Source organism: Ruminococcus sp. 1001136sp1_2201st1_G3_2201SCRN_220225, from assembly GCF_040924365.1.
GTDB lineage: Bacteria > Bacillota > Clostridia > Lachnospirales > Lachnospiraceae > Blautia_A > Blautia_A faecis.
This window is the reverse complement of the sequence record NZ_JBCOME010000071.1, coordinates 1-16,726: the sequence shown is the minus strand read 5'-3', so window position 1 is coordinate 16,726 and position 16,726 is coordinate 1. Positions and strand designations below refer to the sequence as shown.

The 16,726-nt window shown below is 40.7% G+C and carries 18 protein-coding genes; 2 read left to right on the top strand and 16 right to left on the bottom strand.

Translation table 11 applies throughout. The features are described from left to right. Positions 1–186: 186 nt before the first annotated feature. The 10 genes from AB5642_RS17600 to AB5642_RS17555 all read right to left on the bottom strand — a co-directional run bounded on the left by AB5642_RS17600 (position 187) and on the right by AB5642_RS17555 (position 12,738). A complete protein-coding gene (locus AB5642_RS17600) occupies positions 187–1,419 on the bottom strand; it encodes a ribonuclease E/G (protein ID WP_237926058.1) in 1,233 nt (410 codons plus the stop codon). A 20-nt stretch (positions 1,420–1,439) separates the two neighbouring features. Further along, positions 1,440–2,150: a TIGR03936 family radical SAM-associated protein gene (locus tag AB5642_RS17595; RefSeq protein WP_118580164.1), complete on the bottom strand. Its 711-nt coding sequence runs from the start codon at positions 2,148–2,150 to the stop codon at positions 1,440–1,442. After that, positions 2,134–4,005, bottom strand: coding sequence for a TIGR03960 family B12-binding radical SAM protein (locus AB5642_RS17590; protein WP_173719515.1), 1,872 nt, complete (start codon positions 4,003–4,005; stop codon positions 2,134–2,136). Before AB5642_RS17590 ends, AB5642_RS17595 begins: the two co-directional genes overlap by 17 nt. Before the next feature lie 663 nt (positions 4,006–4,668). Beyond that, on the bottom strand, positions 4,669–5,829 hold the full coding sequence (locus AB5642_RS17585) for a site-specific integrase (protein WP_173719516.1): 1,161 nt from the start codon (positions 5,827–5,829) through the stop codon (positions 4,669–4,671). Between the two features lie 29 nt (positions 5,830–5,858). Then, the gene (locus AB5642_RS17580) at positions 5,859–6,962 is read right to left on the bottom strand and encodes a site-specific integrase (protein ID WP_173719517.1); all 1,104 of its coding nucleotides are present in this window, start codon (positions 6,960–6,962) and stop codon (positions 5,859–5,861) included. Positions 6,963–7,297: 335 nt separating this feature from the next. Then, positions 7,298–8,656: a site-specific integrase gene (locus AB5642_RS17575; protein WP_173719518.1), complete on the bottom strand. Its 1,359-nt coding sequence runs from the start codon at positions 8,654–8,656 to the stop codon at positions 7,298–7,300. Beyond that, on the bottom strand, positions 8,634–9,839 hold the full coding sequence (locus tag AB5642_RS17570) for a site-specific integrase (RefSeq protein ID WP_173719519.1): 1,206 nt from the start codon (positions 9,837–9,839) through the stop codon (positions 8,634–8,636). Before AB5642_RS17570 ends, AB5642_RS17575 begins: the two co-directional genes overlap by 23 nt. A gap of 152 nt (positions 9,840–9,991) precedes the next feature. Continuing rightward, positions 9,992–10,657, bottom strand: a complete 666-nt coding sequence (locus tag AB5642_RS17565) for an RloB domain-containing protein (RefSeq protein ID WP_173719520.1) — start codon at positions 10,655–10,657, stop codon at positions 9,992–9,994. Continuing rightward, a complete protein-coding gene (locus AB5642_RS17560) occupies positions 10,657–11,955 on the bottom strand; it encodes an ATP/GTP-binding protein (protein WP_173719521.1) in 1,299 nt (432 codons plus the stop codon). Before AB5642_RS17560 ends, AB5642_RS17565 begins: the two co-directional genes overlap by 1 nt. A gap of 45 nt (positions 11,956–12,000) precedes the next feature. Further along, the gene (locus tag AB5642_RS17555; protein WP_173719522.1) at positions 12,001–12,738 is read right to left on the bottom strand and encodes a tyrosine-type recombinase/integrase; all 738 of its coding nucleotides are present in this window, start codon (positions 12,736–12,738) and stop codon (positions 12,001–12,003) included. Between the two features lie 358 nt (positions 12,739–13,096). On the opposite strand from AB5642_RS17555, the gene AB5642_RS17550 reads away from it, so the two are divergent. Further along, positions 13,097–13,315: a DUF6061 family protein gene (locus AB5642_RS17550; RefSeq protein WP_173719523.1), complete on the top strand. Its 219-nt coding sequence runs from the start codon at positions 13,097–13,099 to the stop codon at positions 13,313–13,315. 70 nt (positions 13,316–13,385) lie between these two features. Here the strand turns inward: AB5642_RS17550 and AB5642_RS17545 are convergent, their stop codons facing one another. The 6 genes from AB5642_RS17545 to AB5642_RS17520 all read right to left on the bottom strand — a co-directional run bounded on the left by AB5642_RS17545 (position 13,386) and on the right by AB5642_RS17520 (position 16,388). Continuing rightward, entirely contained in the window at positions 13,386–14,234 is an 849-nt protein-coding gene (locus AB5642_RS17545) for an alpha/beta hydrolase (RefSeq protein WP_173719524.1), read from the bottom strand. A gap of 174 nt (positions 14,235–14,408) precedes the next feature. Next, entirely contained in the window at positions 14,409–15,398 is a 990-nt protein-coding gene (locus AB5642_RS17540; protein ID WP_173719525.1) for an alpha/beta hydrolase, read from the bottom strand. Continuing rightward, the gene (locus AB5642_RS17535) at positions 15,395–15,529 is read right to left on the bottom strand and encodes a hypothetical protein (RefSeq protein WP_255610492.1); all 135 of its coding nucleotides are present in this window, start codon (positions 15,527–15,529) and stop codon (positions 15,395–15,397) included. The genes AB5642_RS17540 and AB5642_RS17535 overlap by 4 nt, the downstream gene beginning before the upstream one ends. 83 nt (positions 15,530–15,612) lie before the next feature. Next, the gene (locus AB5642_RS17530; RefSeq protein WP_202017129.1) at positions 15,613–16,122 is read right to left on the bottom strand and encodes a hypothetical protein; all 510 of its coding nucleotides are present in this window, start codon (positions 16,120–16,122) and stop codon (positions 15,613–15,615) included. Beyond that, positions 16,094–16,222 (bottom strand): hypothetical protein, encoded by a 129-nt coding sequence (locus AB5642_RS17525; protein ID WP_255610493.1) that lies wholly within the window; start codon positions 16,220–16,222, stop codon positions 16,094–16,096. Before AB5642_RS17525 ends, AB5642_RS17530 begins: the two co-directional genes overlap by 29 nt. Next, positions 16,212–16,388, bottom strand: coding sequence for a hypothetical protein (locus AB5642_RS17520; RefSeq protein ID WP_202017130.1), 177 nt, complete (start codon positions 16,386–16,388; stop codon positions 16,212–16,214). The genes AB5642_RS17525 and AB5642_RS17520 overlap by 11 nt, the downstream gene beginning before the upstream one ends. 123 nt (positions 16,389–16,511) lie before the next feature. On the opposite strand from AB5642_RS17520, the gene AB5642_RS17515 reads away from it, so the two are divergent. Further along, positions 16,512–16,652, top strand: a complete 141-nt coding sequence (locus AB5642_RS17515; protein ID WP_173719526.1) for a hypothetical protein — start codon at positions 16,512–16,514, stop codon at positions 16,650–16,652. Positions 16,653–16,726: the final 74 nt, after the last annotated feature.

The window sequence follows — 16,726 nt, the reverse complement described above, 5'->3', positions numbered from 1 at the left end:
ATCAATTTAACAAGCCCCAGCAAAAAGCCGGGGCTAATACTTCAATTATTTTGGGACATTTTCAAAAACGCTTGACAGAGGTTTTGTAAAAAAAATTGTAAAAAAATAAAAACGAAAACCCATGTTTCTGGTTTGCTGCTTGTAATAATTTCGAAAATACGAAAAAGGAATTTTTTATAGTTTTATTTAGAGCGTGTTCGAAAAATCTCCTGACTTTATCTGCCTGATCTCCTCGATTACCGGTTTTCTGACTTTCTTTCGTGTCATCTCCAGAATATGAAGCGGCGTAATATCTATGGCTTTACATTTCACCGGATCCTTCCTCAGATATTTCTGCAATACATGAAAAAGCTCGTCGTTATGATCCGGGTTTGTCATATTGATAAAATCAATAAGAATAATTCCGGACAGGTTGCGAAGCCGCAGTTGTCGTGAAATTTCCTTAGCTGCTTCCAGATTGATTTTGCGATAGGTTTCTTCGGCTTTTTTCTTTCCGGTAAATTTCCCGCTGTTTACATCGATGGAGACAAAGGCTTCTGTCTGCTGGATCACAATAAACCCGCCGCTGTTCAGCCAGATTTTTTCCTTTTGAACCTCATCCAGCGCGTTTTCCATGCGGGAAAGCTTGTATAACGGAAGAAGTTTGTCCTGATAAAAACGGGCTTTGCTTTCTTCCTCCGGACTTGTTTCCTTCAAATAAGAAGTGATCTGCTGAAAAATTTCAGGATCATCTGTTACAATGTCTGTGAGATTTTCGCTGTAAATATCACGGAGAATGGTAAGGTAAATGGGTTCTGTTTCGTAGAGAAGGCTGAAACAGGTACGGCTTTTGCCGTTGACAGCAACTTTTTCATACAGTGATTTCAGATAAGAAAGCTCCTGAAGGATTTCAGCCTTTTCAGCCTGGGCTGCGTTGGTGCGGACGATCAGGCCATATTCCTTATCCGGACGTGCAGCCTCTGCTTCCAGCCAGCCGGATAAAGTGTGGCGTTCTGTACCAGAGAGCTTGCCGGAAAGTCCGAACTTTTTTTCTCCTGTGGTGAGCACCAGATACTTACCGGTAAAATTTAAGTTTGCAGTCAGTGCGGGCAGCTTGCCTTTCATGGCATCACGGCTTACCTGCACCAGAATCTGGTCACCCGGACGCAAGGGACTGCCAGGTGCTTTCCCGGATGCATAGATAACCTGCTCTGCTTCCTGAAGAGGAAAATAACCGCGTACTCCAGGTGCAATAAGAACAAATGCTGCCTGGATATTAGAAGCAATATTTTCCACCTGTCCTACATAAATATTTCCGAGAATGGACTGTCGGGCGGCTGCCTCCAGGCGAAGCTCCATAATCTGACCTTCTTCCTCGATTGCACAGGCATGGCATTTGTTACCGCAAAGTTCCATGGTTGTTAGAATTAATTTCGTCACTTGATTCACCTGTTTTAAGTTTATTGAACTTCCACGCCAAGGGATTCCAACGATACAAATTTATGTTTTTTCTCATTTCCAAGATCTGCATATACTTCCAGACGATGAATCATGCAGGCAAATTCCGGAAGCTCCTGTCCCAGCCAGCTGGTAAATGCATCCATTACAGCATCTGGTTTGGTATAGTTGGCACTTGCAGAAGCAAGACTTAAGAAAATGCGGTTGTCATTCTGTAAATTCATTTTGTAAATAAAAGGTCGGATGTCTACCTGTTTTTCGCCTTTTTTTGTTTCTTTTGTAACAAGGATCTCAGGCTGCTTTAAAAATTCCGTAATTCTTGTCTGCCATCCATCTGCTGGTGCTTTTCCAGGACGGAACTCTACCAGATAATCAGCTGCTGCCACCAGGGACATTGCCTTGCTCGCTTTTCCATCTTCCACCTGGCGGGCACTTAAAACATGAATACCATCTACCATCTGGCTGTTAAGACGTTGACAGATTTCATCAGTAGGAATCGTAGCGGTAAGCTCCATATCGAAATATTCCCCTGTACTGGTAACGCCAACTCCAAGAGGAGCAGCAAAGGACATGATCATATGAGGGCTGTAACCTCCCGAAAAAGCAATTGGAAGCTCTGCGCGGCGGATGGCTTTCTGGAAGTAGCGCATGGTGTCAAGATGTCCTACAAATTTCATAGGCCCTTCTTTCGTAAATTTAATTCTTACCTTCATAACATACGCCTCCTTCATAACGTCTTGCTCCGCAGCCTGCACATTTCTGACGGCAGTTTGGTGTAACTACTTCGCCTTTTGCCTGTTTCCACTCACGGATCAGAAACTCCTTGGTAACACCTGCATCTATGAAATCCCATGGGAGGATTTCATCTGTGCTTCTCTCTCGGAGTGTGTAGAATTCAATGTCAATTCCTGTTTCTGCAAAAGCCTCTTTCCAGATGTCGTAGCGGAAGCTTTCTGACCAGGCATCGTAAAGGGCACCTTTTTCATAGGCTTTTAAGATAACTTCAGAAGCACGGCGGTCACCTCTTGCAAGGAAGCCTTCTAGTGTGGTTACATCTGGTTCATGCCAGTTGTACTTAATACTCTTTTGGTTCAGCTGTGCACGGATTTCTTCTTTTACTACTTTTGCCTTGTCAATAAAATCCTGTTCTGTATACATTGGAGCCCACTGGAATGGGGTAAATGGCTTTGGCACAAAGAAGGAGGTGCTGACTACGATCTGAACCTTTCCATGGCGTTTTTCCTTTGGAACGGTATCGTAATATTCTTCTGCAATACGCTCTGCCAGATGAGCAATTCCCTTCATGTCTTCTTCTGTTTCAGTAGGAAGTCCAAGCATGAAATAAAGCTTCACACGGTTCCATCCGCCCACAAATGCCTCATGCGCACCGTGAAGGATCACTTCTTCGGTAAGTCCTTTGTTAATTACATCACGAAGTCTCTGGGAACCAGCTTCCGGGGCAAAAGTAAGGCTGCTTTTCTTAATATCCTGAACCTTGCTCATAACATCCAGGGCAAAAGCATCAATACGAAGTGACGGCAGGGAAATATTAACACCTGCAGATTTAAATTCGTCGATCAGGAAGTTTACCAGCTCTTCCAGATGGGTGTAATCACTGGAACTTAAGGAACTGAGGGAAATTTCTTCATGACCGGAATTTTTCAGCATAGCTCTTGCAGATTCCTTCAGTTCTTCTACATCGCGTTCGCGGAGAGGTCTGTAGATCATACCTGCCTGGCAGAAACGACAGCCACGGATACATCCTCGCTGGATTTCCAAAGTGACACGATCCTGTGTAGCTTTGATAAAAGGAACAACCGGTTTTTCAATCGGGCAATATCCTTTATCCATATCTACGATCAGCTGCTTCTGGACCTTCTCGGGAACTCCCGGACGATTTGGTGCAAAGGATGCAATTGTACCGTCTTCTTTGTATGTGACATCATAAAATGCCGGAACATAAATTCCCGGAATCTGAGCTGCCTTCAGAAGGAACTCCTCCCTGCTGCCTCCGGCTTCCTTATTGGCCTTGTATGCATCAAAAAGCGCATCATACACAGTTTCTCCTTCACCAATATAAAACAGGTCAAAAAAGGCTGCCAGCGGCTCTGGATTATATGCACACGCACCGCCGCCGATCACAATAGGACATGACTCGTCACGGTCAGCTGCTTTCAGCGGAATCTGGGAAAGATCCAGTGTCTGGAGTACGTTGGTGTAACACATTTCATATCCAAGTGTAATGCACAGGAAATCAAAATCCCTGATAGGATCCTGGGACTCCAGGGCAAATAACGGGATATTCTGTTCTCTCATAAGCTTATCAAGATCAAGCCATGGGGAATAAACTCGCTCACACCAGACATCAGGGCGTTTATTGAACATATTATAAAGAAGCATCATACCAAGGTTGGACATGCCGATCTCGTAGACATCCGGGAAGCTAAATGCGACTCTAGTGGTCACTTTATCCTTGTCTTTCATAATAGAGTTGACTTCCCCGCCGATATAGCGGGCTGCTTTGTCAACACTAAGCAATATTTCGTCACTAAGTGCTAATTTTCTCATACTATTCCTTTCGATAATTGTGCATATACAACAATAAAACCATGAATTTTTAGGAAATGTAACTTGCTGTAATATGCGTTTTAGGACTCAAAAATCTGTCTTTTCGTTCTAAAAATCTGAAAAACAGAGGGGCACTTTTAAGCCGGTTTTTTAGTTAAAAATGGGTTTGGTCACTTTTTTCTATTTTCAAGCAAAAAAATAACCTCAGCATCTGGAAATGCGTGAGACCATTTTGATACCGGAAAACAGGACCATTAACAGTGTTTTTATTATAAACAGAAACGCTTAGAAGTTCAAGTATATAATTTTTATTCGGGAAAATTCAGAAAATCATGGGATTTTTCGCATTGAAATGACCATTATATAGAAAATCCGGCTAGAATAACAGGAAAAAAGTATAAAATATCGGGTAGTATCAAGGAATGCTATAAAATGTTATTTAGTGCTATTTCGTGTTATTTAGTGTTATTTAGTGTTATTTATTATATCTTGTTAGGATTGACGGAAATTATAAAATTCCTGTTTGGTCACTTTCCTGCTGTAAATATTTATTCCTATATTATGAAGAAAAAAATGAAAGCCATCCCTTTTAAACACGCATGATGAAATGCGGTAGTTTTCAAGAGATGGCTTTCATTTTGCTTTCATATATTGGCTGGCTGATTATTTCATCAATTCTATCAGGTCACTTCTGTCAATTGGAATTTTTGGAATCTCGCGTGGCTGAGGCTGTCCGGAATTTTCAGCCCCAAGGGTTTCGGCAAATCGTTTCATGCTGCTGGCTGATAACTTTATTCTTCGAAGTTCTTTCCACGGAAAGGTAGGAAACGGACATTTGGCGCAGATCCTGGCGTAAGGCTTGTTGATAAAATTATTTTGTCTCTGGAAACCGTTTCGTCCCCAGATCAGGTATCCGGAAGGATTGAAATCCGGGGCTGTTTTCTGACAGGCTTCCAAGCGTTCCCTCTGGAGCCGGATCTCGTCCATCACAAAATCGGCCAGGTATACCATTTTCTTGTTTTCTTCCGGGATGGTGATGGTATCCGTTCGACTGGGAAGATCATCTTTTACGGGAAGCTGCAGACAGATGGTCTGGTTGTAAAAATGAATATCCCGGAACGTGACCGTAAGGATTTCTGAAATCCTCAGGCCGGCAGTGGATGCCAGAAGCATGGGAAGATAGATGGTCGGTGCTTCCAGTTTGCAGATCTGCAGCATTTGGAGAAGCTGCTGTGGAGAATAGGTACCGGAAGGAACTTCGTAATAATTATGCAGATCCTCTTCTGCTTTTTTTCTTTCTTTCATTATGCGGACTGCATCCGCACTGTTATCCTGCGTTGTACAGTAATGGTTCCGTGCAGCCCGGAAAAAACAGGTTACAGCATCACATACCCTGTAAAATTCGGAAGATGGAACTTTTGCAAGGACATCCGTCAGATCGCTGGCAGTCACGTTGTCCATGAAATGTTTTCCGAGGACCGGAAGAATATAAGCTGCAATAGACCGGTTGTACGTATTGTCAAAACAGTAGGAATGCGTCCAGTATGCATGGAATTCCTGTACAGTACACTTAAAAACAGTAATCCGCTTTTCTTCCACCTGTTTTTTGTAAACTGGATACATAGCCTCGGCTTCTGCTTCTGTATCGTAATATTTTGTCTGAACCATTTTGCGGCGTCCTGATTCGAAGGTGCAATTCATACGGTAACAATACTGGTTTCGGGCGGTAATGTAAAGCGGATGGGCTGAAAGCGTTGCCAGGACCAGGTTTCCGTTTGAGAAAATGTCTTTGAGTTTTGTCGGGTTGATCGTGTTCTGTGGCATTTTATCATTTTCCTTTCTGTTATGGATTTTTATGAGGTTCCTAAAAAGCGTTCCATTTTAACCCCTCCGGTAAGCTTTTGGATTTCTTCCCAGGGGCAGTCTTTTTCTAACAGGATCCAGACATACATATCACGGAGATCATACATGGTGATAATGGGAAGTCCATTCTTTTCCGTGATGTATTTTAATCTTGTATTTAGGGTTTCCAGGGTTTTTACTTTCCCACGGCTGCTGATGCAGAAGTTATCATTATCCTTTTTATCCGGATGGTTGCGAAAGAAACACATATTTTTTTCCTGCCGGAGGACAAGTTCCTCACAGACAAAATCCGGGATCTGAAAAGAACGGTACCGGTCTCCTTCCAACTTCTTACAGCTGTATATGGAATCTGCTGATTCAGAAGGAAGGCGTCCATCTTTTGTATATTGTTTATGGATGTTTAAGGTTTGGGTGCTGGAATCGAAGTTGTTATAAGTAAGCCCGAGGATCTCACCAGGACGCAGTCCGCAGAACAGTGCCAGAAGAAACTCCAGGCGGTGTGCATATGGATCTTCATGCACGGCGTGCAGGAATAATTTCAGCTGTTCTTTGGTATAAATACGAAGGCTGGATTTCGGTTCTTTGCGTTCTGTGATGTCAGATGCCAGGCATGTTTCAAGGAATCCCTGGTCCCATGCAGAATAAAGGATCCTGTATAATAATTTATAAACGGCATATTCTGCACTTGCGCAATAGTTCCTGCAGGATTCAATCAGGTTTTCAATATATTCTGCATCTGCATATGGAAGAAGCGGATCGGCAGTGACCCGGGGCAGAATAATATGGTAGATGATCCAGTGGTATTTTACTTTTGTGCTTCCACTGGTACTCACTGGGACGTAGAGCTTTTCATACCAGTGTTTGAGGTATTCCGTGAAAGTAAATGGACACGGGCTGGATGCTTTCAGCTTTGCAAGCTCTTTTGGGAAATGGCGGCTGGCTTTCTCATAAGCTTTTTCTGCATTGTCCCGTGTCAGAAACCCTGTGCGGGTACGGTGTTCAATAGTCTTAGAGTTAAAGTTTACAACCGGAGTATGGCAGCACCATAAATTTTTGTGTGAGAAAAATACATTCTCTTCTGCTTTTTTCTGCATAAAGGACCTCCTGCTTATATAAGGCGTAAAAACATCAGTGCCGACTGATGGCTGGCATTCGAACCAGTATTTTCCTGCCTTTATTACTATTATGTCGGATTTTGAAATCCTGTTTTTGGAAAAAATAATTTAGCTGATTTATCTTTTTAAATAAAATTATTTTATAGGCATATATAATATGTATGAAAATGATAGAAAAGGCTTATTTTTATAAGAAAACATTGGAAAAACTAAATTCGGCTGAATTGGAATCAAAAGCGCCTGTTTATACAGAAGAAAAAAGACACACAATATAACGGATCGTTACACTGTGCGTCTTATAAAGAAATGAAAGTTTAAATTTTATCCGAAAAATATTTCATATATGCCGAGTCGTCCGGAAAGGCATTTACCTTGCTGCTTCTCTTTGCCGGGGATTCTGGCAGAAGTCCATGAAGTAAGACATACTCTTCCATCTGTCTGCTGAGGTCATAGACCAGAGGCTGATGCTCTACATATACAGTATTGGTAAAACCCGGACTGGAATGCCCAAGGTTTTTTGAAATGGCTTTCATGCTGACTTTTTCGTTAGCCAGGATGGTAGCATTGGAATTGCGCAGTTTCCGCCAGTCGATCTTTGGAAAATTGTATTTCTTTAACAGACGCTGATACGGTTTTTTGTAAAAATTTTGTCCATAGGGCAAACCATTTTTGCGGCAGCAGACATAGCCCAGATCACAGAAATCCGGTTCTGTGGCCCGGTTGTGTTCATAACGCTGCCGCTCCAGCAGGATCTCCGTCAGGACATAGTCAGGCAGTACAATTTTCCTGCGGCTGTTTATCGTTTTCAGCTTCTTTTCCTGGAATTGCATGGAGTGGTAGTTTTTATCAGGATCTGCATCCTTTGTGCGTCCAAGCTGGGTTTCGATAGATGCGCATTTGTTCAGAAAGTCGATGTTATCATACTTCAGGGCCCGGAGTTCCGAAACCCGGAGACCGGTTGCGGCTGCCAGCAGCATAGGCAGATAAAGGGATGGTTCTTCCTGCCGGCATACATTCTGGAGACGGCTCAGCTGCGCAGAGGAATATACTTTTGCAGTCTGTTTCCTGGCTGCAGGTGTGGACATAAGACGCTGCTCTTCTGTCCTCTTCAGCCGGTTCACTTCTGCGGTGATTTTCATGGCAATGTTACAGGAAATATAATTTCTGTCCCTGGCAACCTGCATGGAACTGCTGACAACCGCACAGGCGAGCCTTCGCACATTGGGGGACGGAATCCCAAGCAGAACCTGGATGAGATCTTTCCGTTTCAGGGAAGGCAGGGAAATGGTACCCAGTGCAGGATCAATATAATTCAATATGATGTTCCGGTATGTCATATAGGTGTTGTAAGAAATATCTTTTTCGTCCCACATATAATACCAGAGCCAGTAATCATAAAATTCTTTTACGGTATAAGAATACGGGACAAACTGCTTCCGGCAGATCTGAATGAGTGCATCATCTCTGGCGAGCTGGGCTGCTTTCCGGGTGGGAAAGCCACCGCGCTGGATCGATTTTGAGACTCCCGACTGGAAAACAAGTTTAAAACGGAAACTGTATCTCTTACGGGACGTTATAAAACTTATGCTCCTTCCGGGAAGACAGGATACAACGCTTCCCAAAAAGAAAGTATCCTTCACAGATGGTTTTTCAATGCTCTTTCCCTTGGGCATGGGAAACCTCCTTTCCCAGACTGTTCCGGATGCCAAGAACCGGATCCAGGGTGTTGCTTAATACAGATTGAATTTCATTATTTTCATCAGGAAAATTACAGCAGAATGCGATGGTGGAACTGAGTTTTGTGTGTCCAAGGATATGGGAAATGCTTTCGATATCCACTCCCATTTCTGCCAGTATGTAGGCTGACATATGTCGGAGATCGGTCATGTTAAGAGCTGGCAGAAGGGCATTTTTTGTGATACTTCTAAGTGTTGAGCCGGGAGTGGCAGTGGATTTTATTCTGGCAGTGGCGCCAAGGCAGACATAATCCTGAAATTCTGTTGTATCAGGATTGGCTTCCAGGATCAGCCGGTTTTCTTTTTTACGTTTGGAAAGCTCCTGGAAAATGAAATCTGGTATTTTCAAGGTCCGGTTCTGGGCAGTTCCAAAAAGGTTCTTAAATGTTGGAGTGTCAAGATGAGCCCTGTTATCGGTACAGAGCCGCTGAATAGTTAAGGTATGTTCTTTGGAATTGAGGTCTGAATATTTCAGTCCCAGGATTTCTCCTGTAGAAAGTCCGCAGAAAAGGGCAAGGAGGATTTCCAGATAAGAGGATGTTGTGGAAGCCTGGTCAAGCAGTTTCCGGATCTGTTCGGTGGAAAGGAATACGGATTTATGCTGAGGGTCCGAATAGTGTTTTAGCGTGGGAAATTCCTTTTCCGGAATATAATTATTCTGGTAAGCAGACCATAAGATGATATTTAACAGCTTATAGGCATAATAGCCTCCATTCTGGCAGTATCCCTGGCAGGAATCCAGCAGTTTATTCAGGAATTCTTCGCTGACACAGTCCAGGAGAACGTCATTCTGAAGATGTGGAAGGATGATCTGGTACAGGACCCAGCGGTATTTGAATAAGGTACTTTTGCTGGTGGAATAAGGGGAGTAGACTTCACGGAACCAGTAGTCCAGATATTCAGAAAAGGTAAACGGGATCTTCCGGGATTTTTTCAGCTGCTGGATCTGGTTGGAATAGGCATCCTGGGATTTCTGGTAGCTCTCTTCTGCTTCCTTTTTTGAGGGAAAGCCGGTATTATAGCTGTATTCAATAGTACAGATAAGCGGATTTACTGTCTGGGTGACGTGTCCCCAGGAACCGTCTTCATTTTGAAATACAGGTGTCCTTTTTTCTTGCATTGTTTTGCTTCTCCTATGTGTATTTTTATGTAAAGGAAAAAGGACGAGAAATAAAAAATGTATAGTGCAGTGGGAACACTATACATTTCAAAAATTCCTTTTTCGCCAAACATACTTTGGAAATTTGGGAATATGTTACCAAAACCATTCCTTCAGCGTTCCTTACTTTCCAGAAATTCGATGGCTTCAAAAACATTGGAAAAGGTCATACATTTTCTGAGCAGCCACTGATTTCGTACATCAGTATCTTCCAAACCCGGCATACCTTCATCCAAAAGTCTTGCCAAAGTCTTTTTGGCATTTTTCACTGCAACCGGATAATCTTTTGCTATCTTCGCAGTGATTTCTTTATTTCCCTTTTTATATAAAGGCTCTTCTACCTTTATATCAGAGATCACTTTCTCTTTCTCAGCAGTAGTTTGCAAAGAAGGTGTATAATATCTGCGGTGCAGCATGAGCCAATATTCAATACATCCCGTTGTCATCAACAGACGAACACGGGTATTTTTATTCCTGCCAAATTTCCTTAAGCGTTTTATTATTTGATACCGTTCATTTACTTTATCAATATCCTTTGTTTCAACATCAAAGAAGAACCAAATTTCGTTAATAACCTCTTTATAGTCTCTGTACAATGGATCTTTAGCAAAACGATCACTTGCTCTGTCAAATAACCCAGTTTCTTTCGGATACTCAATTACAGCCACATCACTGAATTTATGCTTCAAAAATTCAGTATATGCCTGTTCACTTTCTCCTTCACAAAACACTCTGATAATAACTTTACCAGATCCTCTGCCGCCAGTTTTTCTTGCCATTATTCCACCTCTTCAATCTCAATGTTAGGAGTGGCACCATATTTTCCAACCAAATAGCCTTTCCGGATATTATCGGTTGTCTTGGTGACAAAATCAGTCACGCTGTAAAGCTCAGATGAGCCATCAGACCTTTTTTTATCTGCAAAATAAATCTGATCTTTTCTCATAAACTCTAAATTCATAAGTTCAGTGTTATGCGTGGTGAAAATAATCTGGGCACCATTAGGATTGCTTTTTTTGCTTTGAAACTTTGCAATAATGAAATTAACAAGCATAGGGTGTAATTCCCTCTCTAATTCGTCTACTAATAAAATTCCTCCTTTATTAAGGACAGACTCAATTGCAGGTGCAATTGACATCAGTTTCCTTGTTCCATCTGATTCATCCTCCAATTCCAGATGATACAGTTTGTCCTCACCTGCAGCATTAATGCCCTTATGCCTGGTTTTCGCTTTTACCTGGCTCATTTTCAGCTGGCCTTCCGAATTGTTGGAAGTCTCAGACAAAATCTGGATAAATGATGTCAGCGCAGCCTTCACGCCTTCTGGAATATCATCAGGAAATTCAAGATCGTTTCCAATTTCCTTGTTTTCTACCTCAAACTGCATCTCTTCAATTCCAAAGTCTGCTGTTTTTGCATAATCCGAAATAGCTTTAAGCATATTGCTGTCATTGTAATATTCCAGCAGCTGCCTCGGAATGTCGGTATAATCCCTGGAAAAGAAAATATCTTCCCGAAACCATTTCATTGCATTAATACATATGGCATCATTCATTGTACATGCAACTGAGAAAAACAGCTGGTTTTCAGCTACCGCTTCACTTATTAATTTTCTCCTTGCTTTATCCTCAGTAAATGTAAATTTCTGTCCTTCTCTGACAAACACCTGAGCTTTTTGGCCTTTGGGTGCATGATATAAAGATTCTCTTACTATTTTTTGCTTCGTTGCAGAAAATGAATACCAATATTTTATACCGTCATTAATATAATCAAATTCAAACTCTGTTGGTTCATTCGCAGAATAATCATTGAGTGCAAAAGGTACTACGGGAACTGTAGCTTTTTCATGCTGTATTCTCTGTGCATTTCGAATAAACTGAACAGCTAACCAAAATGCCCGGATTACGTTACTCTTACCACCGCCATTTTTTCCATAAATAGCTACACCGGGTAATAACTTCATATTATTTTGTTCGATCAGACAGCTTTTAAACGATGCAAGTCCAACTGCCTCCATAGAAAGAACAGCTTCATCCCTGAAAGATCTATAATTTTTAAATCGAAATTCTACTAACATATTTTTGCACCTCCGATATTATTATATCCATAATATGCAGGAAATTCAATTTAAATTATTATTATTTTTATTTTTTTTATCTTGATTTCTTAAATTTTTCTTTATAGTTGTTCTCTTCCTTCTTCCATAATATTTGTTCAGAAAGAATAAACAAAAGGAAATTTTTGTGCGTCCAAGCTGGGTTTCGATAGATGCGTATTTATTCAGAAAGTCAATATTCTCATATTTTAAGGCTCGGAGTTCTGAAATCCGGAGCCCAGTTGCTGTTGCCAGCAGCATGGGCAGGTAAAGGGATGGTTTTTCCTGCCGGCATATATTTTGGAGACAGTTTAACTGGGCAGCAGAATATACTTTTACAGTCCGTTTCCTAGCAGAGTATGTGTCCATAAGCTGCTGCTCTTCTGCCCTCTTCAGCCGGTTTACTTCGGCGGTGATTTTCATGGCAATGTTGCAGGAAATATAGTTTTTGTCCCTGGCGACCTGCATGGAACTGCTTACAATGGCGCAGGCATGCTTTCGTACAGTGGGAGACGGAATCCTAAGGAGAACCTGTAAGAGATCTTTCCGTTTCAGGGAAGGCAGAGAAATTGTGCCGAGTGCAGGATCAATGTAATTTAATATGATGTTCCGGTATGTCATGTAAGTATTATAAGAAATATCTTTTTCGTTCCACATATAATACCAAAGCCAGTAATCATAAAATTCTTTTACGGTATAGGAATATGGGACAAACTGCTTCCGGCAGATCTGAATGAGTGCCTCATCTCTGTTTGGCGAAGACATGGTTTTTCTAGTTGTGTAGATTGAGGATGCCGAGTTTTTGCAGCAATAAAAGCTTCTTTTGAAAAAAATTTGTGGAAGCCATAATACGTATAAAAAATGGCAGACGATCTCGTTATTAAGTCGGCCGCCCATTGATTATATAGTATATTGTTTTTTGCGTTTTGATAGTTCGATAAACTTGAATTGAGATTTCATATATTCCATGGGATTTAATAATTGTTATATTTTATTATCAAATATCTCTCAAGCCCTTGAAAACACTAAGTTTGTCGCAGGTGAGCTTTCTCTTATTGTTTCCCTTGCATTATATTGTCCCATGAGTGTTTACGAACTCTGATAAGGGCAAAAATTTGATACGATGAGAACGATATTTGCAGAATACAATCCACACAGAAACAGCATTGATGTATATACCAGTGCTGGCTATATGCTTCGCATTGACTGCTGGGAAGCAGAAAAGAATTTAAAAACAACACCTGGATCAGATTGTGCATTAAATGCACTTGCTATTGATGAACCACTTGAATATGCAAGATTGTATCTTGATGGAACGATGCAAATGTGGGTAAATCGGTAATACCGTCTCTTCTTCACATAATTGAAATCATGAAAATAATACATTAGCAATAGAAAAACCAATCATGAAATCAATTTGTAAAATATACTCTTGCATACTCAAGGGATTTGTCCAAAAACTCCTGCAGCTTATCCAAGTCGTTATACATGCCATGATTTGACTTTGGAAATTCAATGTAGTCATACATGACATTGTCCCTATCATATACCTCTATCAAATAATACTTTTGGCTTAACGGCACACAATGGTCGATAAGTCCATATCCAATTAACGATGGAACGGAATCCTCATTTACAATACACGCCGGGGAAATATTCTGAATCTCTGTATCATAGTCCTCCAACTCTTTTCCCGTCATCATTTTGCAAAATTTCTCTTCTGAATCCAATCGGTCAACTTTCATAAGTAATGACCATTCAGATGGGGCAAAGTATGTAGGCGCAGCCAACTGAAAAACGAACTTGACCGGAATCGCAGAATTACCATTATATGCAAGATTCATCGCCAGCGTTCCACCCGCAGACACTCCGCAAGGTGCCATTCCTGCAATATGATATCCCAATTCCTCTGTCTTCTGCTTTATTGCCGTTACTGCATTTTCAATTTCTTCATTCATTAAATAGATTGATGCGTCCTTGCCCTGATTCTGCAACGTATAATCAACAGAAGCTGTAATGTACCATTTTGTAGCGTAATATTTACACCAGCTCTCTCCGTCTTCTTTGGAACCGGAATTGAAACTGCCACCATGAATGAACAGAATCAAATACTGGTTTTCTAACTTATCTAAGCCTGACGGAATATACAGGTCATACTGATTTCCGTTGTCATTCTCATAATCAAGATTACTATATATCTCACCTACACTTTCGTCCCATTCCACTTTTATCAGTCTTTCCGGAGCACTCCCTAATAACATAATCCTTATTAGGGCACTGATTAGAAATACGACAATAAATGTAATGACATATATTAAGATTTTGGTTTTCTTTTTCATATGATATTATCCAATAATAATTTGCCACATACTGCTCCTAATATAATGGCGATAATTACTATCACAAACAAAAATATGATATCTTTCTTTTTCATATCAATTCACCGGCATATACTTATTCAAATATTCATCAATTGATTCCATCCATTGTTCCGAAATCCTATTATCATTCTGAAGCCCATGTCCTGAATGTGGCAGCTCATAATATTTATAATCCACACCATTGTCTTCTAATGCTTCCTTCAATCTTAATGATGCCAGGAATGGCTGAACTTTATCGCACGTACCATACGCAACTACTGTTGGGATTGGATTCTTACTCACCCATTCTGCTGCGGATATTGGTTTCATTTTTTCTGTATAACTTCCGTTCTGTATCTCTTCCGGAGTAATCTCTACGCCACCCATAACACTGAACAGATTTGCTGCTGCAATTCTTGATTCTTCCGTATTCTGATCAAGTCCATAAACACCCCAATCTTCCACATAGAAACAAGATGGGCCTACAGCTCCAAAAGTAAATACAACCGGTACCGGAGCATCCTGCGCATCTCTGTATGCATAAATCATTGCCAAAGCATGTCCTGCAGAACCGCCGGCTACGGTCATTTTATCAATGTTATAACCCTGATTTTTCGCTTCCTCAACTACTATAGGAATAGCTTCCTTAATCTCGTTGGACTGTAACAATACACTTGCATTGTTTGTATCGGTGCGGAGGGTATAATTGATACCGGCTGCAACATATCCTTTACTGCAAAGCCATGCAAGCATATTTTCATCGTCTGTCTTATCTCCGGATGTAAAACCACCTGCATGCAAATAAATAACCAATCCATAGGTATCCTTTGTCGAATCTTTCGGCAAATAAAGGTCAAATTTGTTAGCCTCTCCATAGGAAATATCTGTAATCTTTGTTCCAAGTTCCTCAGACCAGGTAGCTGTGTACTTTGTGCTCCATGCAGGCTTGATAGCAACCTTTGAAATCATCCCCGCAAAAAAAGCACCTATAAATATCAGAATACAAACCCAAATTGGCACAATTCTTTTCTTTTTCTCCTTCTTTTCTTTACTTATTTCCATCATAAAATATTCCCTCCAAACAAGGTTCCTCCCAAGAGGAAATTCATAAATGCTCTAACTGCTAATCTTCCTAAAATGAATGCTACAATAACAATAATCGCAATAAGTATTACTCGTTTTGTTGTAAGTGACATCTCTTTCTCCTTCTCGTACTAATCATATTTTTTATCAATCAGTTCAACTCCATAATCAGACATTTTCCCCTCAATTGCATCTGTCAGCCATTCTGCAACAGATTTTTTTGATCTTCAAATGGTATCCATACTGCCGGGGTTGCAATGATTGTATGTGCTGTCATATTTCTCAGATCATCATACCAAGGTACTCCATCCCAGATAAACAGGCTTACTCCAGCTTCTTTAAACTCAGGTATTGCCTCTTTTAGTATCTGTTGGAACTCATCCGCCTGCTTTTCATCCACATCCATAATTCCATCATCAAAATAATTCTGCACCTTTGCCAAATCACCATCTCTGGTTGAACAGTCAAAAAGAAGATGGATATCGTCTCCATACTTTTTATGTAATGAAGCAAAGCAGTCAAAAGTAAGATTGTTACTTACCAGTTTGTCGAATATCTCCTTTGGTGTCTGCCAGACATCAGTTGCAATACTATGCCAGTCATTATTCAGAAGTAAGGATGCATCTACGAGCACATTTTTGCTTTTTGCATCCGGGAAATAATTTGTAAACACATCATCAGCCAGCAGGACCAAATCCTCCGGCACTGTACCCTGTCACAAGAACGGTATCTGCATCATTAATCCCTGCCTGTTCCATCACTTTTTTCATGGTCTCTGTATAATTCACATAACCATTATGATACAAAATCTTTTCCTTTCCATCGGTATCCGTATAATGATTTTCCAACTTTGGGATCATCCTTTAACTTTGGATATTGCAATACAAATGCATAAACGATAATTCCAATCACAAGTATCACTAAAAGAATGATTCCTAATATTTTTCCTATCATTTTAAGTACTTTTTTCATGCTTCCTCCTTGACATTTTGATGGAACTTTTGTACCATCTATGTTGTGCCAAATGTATCATCAATTTTTGCTAAAATCAAGCCATTCAAAAAAATGGCACAAAACAGGGAGATTTGTACCATCATGAATAATCAAGATAAGAACACTTATGTGAAACAACAAATTACAACTACATTATTGGAATTACTGAAGGAGAAAGAATTGTCCGATATCAATATTGGGGAAATAACAAAAAAAGCTCAGGTAAGCCGCAACTCCTTCTGATATGCCCCTTGTCAAGTAGACAGGTGAAATATCTAAAGGTAAGCGACAAAAATACCTACATTTCATTTTGGAGT

Excerpts from the sequence above, each read along its gene's own strand:
- AB5642_RS17595 (WP_118580164.1), bottom strand. The coding sequence starts at position 2,150 with ATGAAGGTAAGAATTAAATTTACGAAAGAAGGGCCTATGAAATTTGTA.
- AB5642_RS17590 (WP_173719515.1), bottom strand. The coding sequence starts at position 4,005 with ATGAGAAAATTAGCACTTAGTGACGAAATATTGCTTAGTGTTGACAAA.
- AB5642_RS17585 (WP_173719516.1), bottom strand. The coding sequence starts at position 5,829 with ATGCCACAGAACACGATCAACCCGACAAAACTCAAAGACATTTTCTCA.
- AB5642_RS17580 (WP_173719517.1), bottom strand. The coding sequence starts at position 6,962 with ATGCAGAAAAAAGCAGAAGAGAATGTATTTTTCTCACACAAAAATTTA.
- AB5642_RS17575 (WP_173719518.1), bottom strand. The coding sequence starts at position 8,656 with ATGCCCAAGGGAAAGAGCATTGAAAAACCATCTGTGAAGGATACTTTC.
- AB5642_RS17570 (WP_173719519.1), bottom strand. The coding sequence starts at position 9,839 with ATGCAAGAAAAAAGGACACCTGTATTTCAAAATGAAGACGGTTCCTGG.
- AB5642_RS17565 (WP_173719520.1), bottom strand. The coding sequence starts at position 10,657 with ATGGCAAGAAAAACTGGCGGCAGAGGATCTGGTAAAGTTATTATCAGA.
- AB5642_RS17560 (WP_173719521.1), bottom strand. The coding sequence starts at position 11,955 with ATGTTAGTAGAATTTCGATTTAAAAATTATAGATCTTTCAGGGATGAA.
- AB5642_RS17555 (WP_173719522.1), bottom strand. The coding sequence starts at position 12,738 with ATGTCTTCGCCAAACAGAGATGAGGCACTCATTCAGATCTGCCGGAAG.
- AB5642_RS17550 (WP_173719523.1), top strand. The coding sequence starts at position 13,097 with ATGAGAACGATATTTGCAGAATACAATCCACACAGAAACAGCATTGAT.
- AB5642_RS17545 (WP_173719524.1), bottom strand. The coding sequence starts at position 14,234 with ATGTTATTAGGGAGTGCTCCGGAAAGACTGATAAAAGTGGAATGGGAC.
- AB5642_RS17540 (WP_173719525.1), bottom strand. The coding sequence starts at position 15,398 with ATGATGGAAATAAGTAAAGAAAAGAAGGAGAAAAAGAAAAGAATTGTG.
- AB5642_RS17535 (WP_255610492.1), bottom strand. The coding sequence starts at position 15,529 with ATGTCACTTACAACAAAACGAGTAATACTTATTGCGATTATTGTTATT.
- AB5642_RS17520 (WP_202017130.1), bottom strand. The coding sequence starts at position 16,388 with ATGAAAAAAGTACTTAAAATGATAGGAAAAATATTAGGAATCATTCTT.
- AB5642_RS17515 (WP_173719526.1), top strand. The coding sequence starts at position 16,512 with ATGAATAATCAAGATAAGAACACTTATGTGAAACAACAAATTACAACT.